This window comes from Ilyobacter sp., assembly GCF_041583315.1.
Taxonomy (GTDB): domain Bacteria; phylum Fusobacteriota; class Fusobacteriia; order Fusobacteriales; family Fusobacteriaceae; genus Ilyobacter.
The window spans coordinates 1-7303 of sequence record NZ_JBFHGC010000075.1; the positions used below are offsets into that span (position 1 = coordinate 1).

Annotated in this window: 9 protein-coding genes, 1 tRNA gene, 1 pseudogene and 1 other annotated feature; of the genes and pseudogenes, 10 read left to right on the top strand and 1 reads right to left on the bottom strand. The window is 34.2% G+C overall.

All coding sequences use genetic code 11. From position 1 onward, the window contains the following. Positions 1-80: 80 nt before the first annotated feature. The 10 genes from ABZA26_RS04125 (at position 81) to ABZA26_RS04170 (ending at position 6981) form a co-directional block, all read left to right on the top strand. Positions 81-157, top strand: a tRNA-Arg gene (locus ABZA26_RS04125). A 74-nt stretch (positions 158-231) separates the two neighbouring features. Next, positions 232-372, top strand: a sequence feature (ribosomal protein L20 leader region). Between the two features lie 14 nt (positions 373-386). Then, on the top strand, positions 387-899 hold the full coding sequence (gene infC / locus ABZA26_RS04130) for a translation initiation factor IF-3 (protein WP_372713251.1): 513 nt from the start codon (positions 387-389) through the stop codon (positions 897-899). A gap of 29 nt (positions 900-928) precedes the next feature. After that, positions 929-1135: a 50S ribosomal protein L35 gene (gene rpmI / locus ABZA26_RS04135; protein WP_319370125.1), complete on the top strand. Its 207-nt coding sequence runs from the start codon at positions 929-931 to the stop codon at positions 1133-1135. Positions 1136-1197: 62 nt separating this feature from the next. Next, entirely contained in the window at positions 1198-1548 is a 351-nt protein-coding gene (rplT, locus tag ABZA26_RS04140) for a 50S ribosomal protein L20 (RefSeq protein WP_372713252.1), read from the top strand. A 325-nt stretch (positions 1549-1873) separates the two neighbouring features. Beyond that, positions 1874-2434, top strand: a complete 561-nt coding sequence (locus ABZA26_RS04145; RefSeq protein ID WP_372713253.1) for a tetratricopeptide repeat protein — start codon at positions 1874-1876, stop codon at positions 2432-2434. A 240-nt stretch (positions 2435-2674) separates the two neighbouring features. Further along, positions 2675-3121: a J domain-containing protein gene (locus ABZA26_RS04150; RefSeq protein ID WP_372713254.1), complete on the top strand. Its 447-nt coding sequence runs from the start codon at positions 2675-2677 to the stop codon at positions 3119-3121. A gap of 15 nt (positions 3122-3136) precedes the next feature. Continuing rightward, a complete protein-coding gene (locus tag ABZA26_RS04155; protein ID WP_372713255.1) occupies positions 3137-3604 on the top strand; it encodes a DUF2721 domain-containing protein in 468 nt (155 codons plus the stop codon). Between the two features lie 66 nt (positions 3605-3670). Beyond that, positions 3671-4555, top strand: a complete 885-nt coding sequence (locus ABZA26_RS04160) for a selenium metabolism-associated LysR family transcriptional regulator (protein ID WP_372713256.1) — start codon at positions 3671-3673, stop codon at positions 4553-4555. 117 nt (positions 4556-4672) lie between these two features. Further along, entirely contained in the window at positions 4673-6022 is a 1350-nt protein-coding gene (gene glmU / locus ABZA26_RS04165; protein ID WP_372713257.1) for a bifunctional UDP-N-acetylglucosamine diphosphorylase/glucosamine-1-phosphate N-acetyltransferase GlmU, read from the top strand. Then, complete coding sequence (locus ABZA26_RS04170; RefSeq protein ID WP_372713258.1) at positions 6022-6981, top strand: ribose-phosphate diphosphokinase; 960 nt, start codon at positions 6022-6024, stop codon at positions 6979-6981. The genes glmU and ABZA26_RS04170 overlap by 1 nt, the downstream gene beginning before the upstream one ends. A gap of 129 nt (positions 6982-7110) precedes the next feature. Here the strand turns inward: ABZA26_RS04170 and ABZA26_RS04175 are convergent. Continuing rightward, a pseudogene (locus tag ABZA26_RS04175) lies at positions 7111-7303 on the bottom strand (BMP family ABC transporter substrate-binding protein); the annotation flags it as partial.

Consider the following 7303-nt stretch of genomic DNA (forward strand, 5'->3'; position numbering starts at 1 on the left):
AATCCCTCATTCTCCGCCATTTACGTTAACTATATGGTAGGTAACTGCCATTTTTTTTTCCAAATAAATAAATTTTAAAAGCACCCATAGCTCAATTGGATAGAGCGTCTGGCTACGGACCAGGAGGTTAGGGGTTCGACTCCTCTTGGGTGCGCCACAAAAAAAAGTTGACAAAAAATGATTTTAAATGTAAAATTGTTTGTAAATTGAATAGAGATAACTTAAATGTTATAGTCAAAGAAGAAACGCCCGTTTCTCACCTTACTAGCCAAAGTAGCTACATAAGGTTAATCTAGTTGGTTTTTTTAATCAGCTATAGTTTTTTTATGAAAAATGAGCAGGGCGTTTTGTGTCCTGTTTTTTTATTGTTTAATCAATCCTAGGGGGTGTCTATTATTTCTGATAAGACTAGAATTAATGGAAAAATAAGAGCTAGAGAAGTAAGAGTTATATCTGACGCAGGGGAACAATTGGGAGTTATGAACACAAGAGATGCTCTTGCATTGGCAATGGAAAGCGATCTTGACCTTGTAGAGGTAGCATCAAATTCCACTCCGCCTGTATGCAAAATAATGGATTACGGAAAATTTAAATACGAGCAGGCTAGAAAAGCCAAGGAAGCTAAGAAAAATCAAAAACTTGTTATTGTAAAAGAAGTTAAATTCAAAGCTAGAATCGACAAACATGATTTTGAAACAAAAGCTAGCATGATTGAAAGGTTTCTTTCTAAAGAAAATAAAGTTAAGGTAACTCTTATGCTTTTCGGAAGAGAAAGAATGCATGCAGATCTAGGTATTAAAATTCTAGATCAGATTGCAGAGAGATTTTCTGAAACTGCAGATGTTGATAAAAAATATTTTGATAAGCAAAAGCATCTAATGTTGACGCCTAAAAAATAGTTTAAATATTTGAGAGGAGGATTATTAATATGCCAAAGATGAAGACTCATAAAGGAACAAAGAAAAGAGTAAAGATAACTGCTAAAGGGAAGTTTGTTGTTAAACATTCTGGTACAAGCCATATCTTAACTAAGAAAAAAAGAAACAAGAAAAACAAACTTAAAAAAGACTTCGTAGCTGGAGAAGGATCAGCTAGAAAGTTGAGAGTACTACTTCCAACTGGAGAAGGTAGATAATAAATTTCTTATTTTAAGTTGATGTTTAATATCAAATTTTTGTAAAGAGGAGGACTAGAAGAATGTCTAGAGTAAAAACTGGTGTTGTAAGAAGAAAAAGACATAAAAAGGTTTTAGATGCTGCTAAAGGGTATAGAGGAGCTTCAGGAGACGTTTTCAAACAAGCTAAACAAGCTGTAATGAGAGCAGAGGCTTATTCAACTAGAGATAGAAAAGTAAGAAAAAGAAAAATGAGACAGCTTTGGATCATAAGAATCAATGCTGCTGCTAGATTAAACGGACTTACTTATTCGCAGTTTATGAACGGTCTTAAGAAATCAGGAATCGAACTTGACAGAAAGGTACTTTCTGACCTTGCTGTAAACAACGCTGCTGAATTTTCAAAATTAGCTGAAACTGCAAAAAATGCTTAATAGCAATTGTTAAAGTCTCTGCCCTGTGCAGAGGCTTTTTTTTATCCAAATTATTCATAAAAAGTCACTTGAAATACTTGGAATACAAAAACAACGGCGGTTCAAATATGTCCTAAGAAGATGAAGAAATTCTCTTCTGTAATAGCAATTTCAATGAGTATAAAACCACTGTAAAAAGATCGATTATTTAGTATGTAAACGCAATATTATGGTGAAAGAAAACCATTTTACTTTTTATCATTTCGTGCTATAATGAAGCATACGGTTAAGGGGGGTACAGGCAGTATAACTTTAAAGGGGGGAAAGCTAGTTAGTAGCGAATCTTATGCTTAGAACAGAAATTTTTAAAGAGTATTGTGTGAATAAAGACCTCTCTGTTAGAGAGGAAGAAGTAAGGATGCTCTTACTTGAAAATCCTACTGATATTAAACTACTTAGAGAATTAGCAGCAATATTGTATTATAAAAAGGAAGCCAAGGAAGCCATTAAAATTTATGAAAAACTTATAAGACTTGAGCCTGAAAACGCAGATTTTTTAGCTTTTTTAGGATATCTCTATTATGAGCTGGATATAGAGCCTAAGGCGATAGAATATTTTAACAGGTCTTTAGATATATCTCCAGATGCACCATTTGTATATTTTCTGCTGGGAAATGCATATTCTAGAAATGGAGATATCATATCGGCTATAAAGAGTTATGACTTTTCAATATTTTTAGATTTTGATATTTACACTGCACATCTTGATTTTGCAAAAAAATATGAAGATATGGGTAGAATACAGAGAGCACTTAAAGAATATATAACTGCCTATGAGATAGATCCTAGGGATGAAGAGATAAAAAATAAAATTATGTTTTTAAAAAAAGAGCTTGAATGTGCTTAAAAAACCTCCCTTAGGGGAGGTTTTTAAACTTATTATATGTATTTTTCGTCGAATGAATGTGATTTGACTTTTATTATAACTAAGGTTATAATTGTTTTTTAAATATGTGTTATAATTTTCTTAATTATTCAAAAGAAGAGGTGTTATTTGATGATACTACTATTTATGGGGCTATTTATATTATTTGTTTTATTTTTAGGTCCGACCAATGCATTTAGAGCTTTGCCCTTTATATTTATTTTGTGGCTATTATTTTCTTTTTTCGGATTTATTATCATAAATTTTTTCCCGGTAATACTGATACTACTTATTGTTAGCTACTTTAGAAATAAGAATAATCCAAAAAGCACAGGCAGAACCCATTATTACCATTTCGGTGGAAATGCAGATTTTGATGAGTTTTTCAGGAAAAACGGTGGTCAAAACAGCGGGCATTATCAAAGAACCGGGAGTGGATATGCCGGAAATAACTTCGGAGGATTTGAGGATACAACAAAATACTATAATCTACTTGGGATAAATAAGGGTGCCACTCAGGAAGAGGTAAAAAAAGCCTATAGAGAGATGGCCAGAAAACATCATCCGGACAAATATGCCACAGCTGATGATGATGTAAAAGATTACCATGAAAAGAAATTTAAGGAGATAAATGAAGCCTATGAAAAATTAACAAGAGGGGCTTTATAGGAGGGGGGATATAAAATGGAACTTACTTTAACTACGCCAGCACTTTTATTTTCTACTGTTTCTCTTTTGATGATAGCTTATACAAGCAGGTTTTTGGCAATGGCAGCTCTCATAAGACAGCTCCATGAAAAAGCAATGCTTCAGGGAGAAACTACTGAGGGAATTTTGAGGCAGATTGTAAACCTTAAGAAAAGAGTAAAACTCACAAAGAATATGCAGTTTGTAGCTATACTGGCGCTAATATTATCAGTTTTATCTATACTGGCTCTTTTTTTAAAACTTTTATTTTTAGGAGAAGCATTTTTTTTCCTGAGCCTTATTCTTTTGGTATGCTCTCTAATTATGTCTGCTATGGAGATACAGTTATCTGTATCGGCTCTCACTATACAGCTCACTCATTGTATAGGGGACAGCTGTTCCATTGAAGATTTTAAAAGACTAGATGAAAAAATATTTTATGAAAAACTGAAAGGTAAAATATAATAAAACAACAAAACCCTCTGCAGTGCAGAGGGTTTTGTTGTGCTTTGAATAAATACGGAGGTAGAGATGACCCTGAGAAAATTAGAGATATTCTATTGTGTCGCAGAAAAACTGAATATGACAACAGTATCTAAAGAGATGCACATAAGTCAGCCTGCAATAAGCCAAATGATAAAAGAGATGGAAGAGGAACTGGAAGTGAGGCTGTTTAATCGTCTGGGGAAAAGGCTTTATCTCACTGACGAAGGTGAACTTTTTAAAACCTACTCAAGGAGAATGCTGAATCTTTATCAGGAATTTGAAGAAGTTTTAGAAGAAAAAAAAGATTTCAAAAAAGGTAAATTGAAACTAGGGGCAAGCTCTACAATAGGTATATATGTGATGCCTAAGCTCATACAGGAGTTTATAAAGGAGTTTCCCGAAATAGATATCTCTCTCAAAATAGGGAATACCGAAGACATTGCAAATATGATTCTTAAGAATGATATAGATTTTGCCTTTGTAGAAGCCGAAGTGGATATGAACGAAATAAAGAGTGAAGAGATATGGAAAGATGAACTTATACTAATAACTAATCCAAAACATAAGTGGGGAGACCTCTGTGAGATAGATGAAAGTGAACTTAAAAATGAAAAATTTATTTTAAGGGAAGAGGGAAGCGGGACCAGAAAGGTTTTTGAGGCAGCAATGAAAAATAATCATATAAAGTACAGAGAGTCCTTTACTCTTGGCAATACCGAAGCTATAAAAGAGATTATAATGACTGGATTAGGAATAAGCTGCCTATCAAAATTAACTGTGAAAAAAGAACTTGATGAGGGTAAACTAAGAGGGTACAGAATAAAAAAATTTGAAATAAACAGAGAGTTTAATCTTATTCATCACAAGGATAAGCACTTTTCTTCTCTAATGAAAGAATTTATACAAAAAGGAAGAGACAGGGAGATTTGATGCTGTTAAGTACAGTTTATTTATTATGTGTGAATTTTGTATCTATTGAAAATTATTGACAATTATGTTATAATTTTCTAGATTTTGTTTAGGAAAACTTATACTGGGGGAAAAGTTATGAAGTTGAAAACTTTAATTTTAGCTGCAGGAAAAGGCACTAGAATGAAGTCTGATTTACCGAAAGTTCTACATAAGGTAAACGGGATTCCTATGATAAAAAAAATTATAGAGATCCTTGAAAAGCTCAATTCTAAAGAAAATATTCTGATTTTAGGTCATGAAAAAGAGATGATCCTTGATGCTCTTGGAGATGTACAGTATGTGGTGCAGGACAAGCAGCTTGGTACTGGGCATGCTATAATGATGGCAGAAGAAAAGCTGAAAGACTATGACGGAGATATAATGGTAGTTTGCGGAGATACACCTGTTCTGACTTCAGAGACATTGGAAAAAATGTATAAAAAGCATACTGAGTCTGGTGCTGTTACAACTATTCTCACATCGATTGTGGAAGATCCTTATGGATACGGAAGAATAGTAAAAGAAAATAACACGGTCAAGGCTATAGTAGAGGAAAAGGAAGCAAAAGAGGACGAAAAGAAGATAAAAGAAATCAATGCAGGGGTTTACTGTTTTGACTCCAAAAAACTTTTTGAAGCTCTTTCTAAGATAGAAAAACACGTTGAAAAGGATGAATATTACCTGACTGATGTTATCGGCATCAATGTCAATGACGGTGAAAAAGTGGAAACATATATATTGGAAAATAATGAAGAAGTTTTGGGCGTAAACTCTAAGGTCCAGCTTGCAGAGGCAGATGCCATACTGAGAAACAGAAAGAATACCGATCTGATGAACAACGGAGTTATACTGATAGATCCTAAAAATACATATATAGAGGACAGTGTAGAAATAGGTATAGATACAGTCATCTACCCTGGGGCTTTACTTCAGGGAAAAACCGTTATCGGAAAAAACTGTGAGATAACCGGGGATACACGAATATTAGATTCCAAAATTGGTAACAATGTTATTATACAAAGCTCAGTAATAAAAGAAAGTATTTTGGAACAAGGGGTGACAATAGGTCCTTTTGCCCACATCAGGCCGAAATCACACTTAAAAGAAAAAGTACACATAGGAAACTTTGTGGAAGTAAAAAAATCTGTCCTGGAAACTGGAGTAAAGGCTGGGCATCTTACTTATCTCGGGGATGCTGAGATAGGGGCAGACACCAATATAGGGGCCGGAACGATCACTTGCAACTATGATGGTAAAAATAAGCATAAGACAAAAATCGGTAGAAATGTATTTATAGGAAGTGATACTATGCTTGTGGCTCCATTAGAGATAGGTGACGAAGCACTTACTGGAGCAGGTTCGGTAATCACAAAGGATGTTCCTTCGAATGCATTGGGAGTAGCTAGAAGTAAGCAGACAATAAAAAAGGAGTGGAATAAAAAGTAATGATAAGAGAAGTGAGAGATGTAAAGATTTTTACAGGGAATTCAAATATCAACTTAGCCAGACAAATCGCTGAAAAGTGTGGACTTCCTTTAGGAGATGCAAACATTGTTAGGTTTAAAGATGGTGAAATTTATGCAAGAATCAATGAAACTGTAAGAGGATGCGATGTGTTTATCATCCAATCAACTTCAGAACCGGTAAATGAAAATCTTATGGAGCTTTTGATATTTATCGATGCCCTAAAAAGAGCTTCGGTAAAAACTATAAATGTTGTTATCCCTTATTACGGCTACGCAAGACAAGATAGAAAAGCGAGCCCAAGAGAGCCAATTACATCTAAACTTGTAGCTAATCTTTTGACTGTAGCCGGAGCCAGCAGAGTTTTAACTATGGATCTTCACGCTAACCAGATTCAAGGATTCTTTGATATTCCAGTAGATCACCTGCAAGCCCTGCCTATACTTGCAAAATATTTCATAGAAAAGGGTCTAAGCGGTGACAACGTAGTAGTAGTATCTCCAGACGTTGGAGGGGTAAAGAGAGCTAGAAAACTGTCTGAATGGCTTGACTGTAAAATAGCCATCATCGACAAAAGAAGGCCAAAGCCAAATATGTCAGAGGTTATGAACCTTATAGGAGAAGTAGAGGGGAAAACTGCTATATTTATCGATGATATGATAGATACAGCCGGGACAATAACAAATGGTGCTGAAGCGATAATAAAAAGAGGGGCAAAAGAAGCTTATGCTTGCTGTACCCATGGAATTTTATCAGGTCCTGCAATGGAGAGACTTGAAGCTTCACCACTTAAAGAGGTTGTTGTAACTGACTCTATAAACCTTGTTGAAGAAAAGAAAATAGGAAAAATAAAAGTACTTTCTGTAGATCTGATTTTTGCAGAAGCAATAAAAAGAATTGTAAATAACGAGTCTATTTCTGAACTTTTTGAGAAAAGATAATAATTTTTAAATTTTGGACACTCCATATTGGAGTGTCTTTTTTTACACTTTTATTAACTGATGGCAAGTATTCTGAAATAAAAAAAGGTTTCCAGATTATCTGGAAACCTAAAAATCTTAATAGTGCCATTAGAATTTAATTTCACCGTTTATAATTTTTTCTTTTATCTCGCTTAATTTGTTTAATTTTTCTTCTCCGATAACGTCTTTTGTATTTGCAAAATCAGTAGTTCCTACACCATTTTCAGCTACTCCGAATCTATTGACACCAGCTCTGAAATCGTTGTCTAAAATCTGTTTTACAGTATCATATACAGCTATA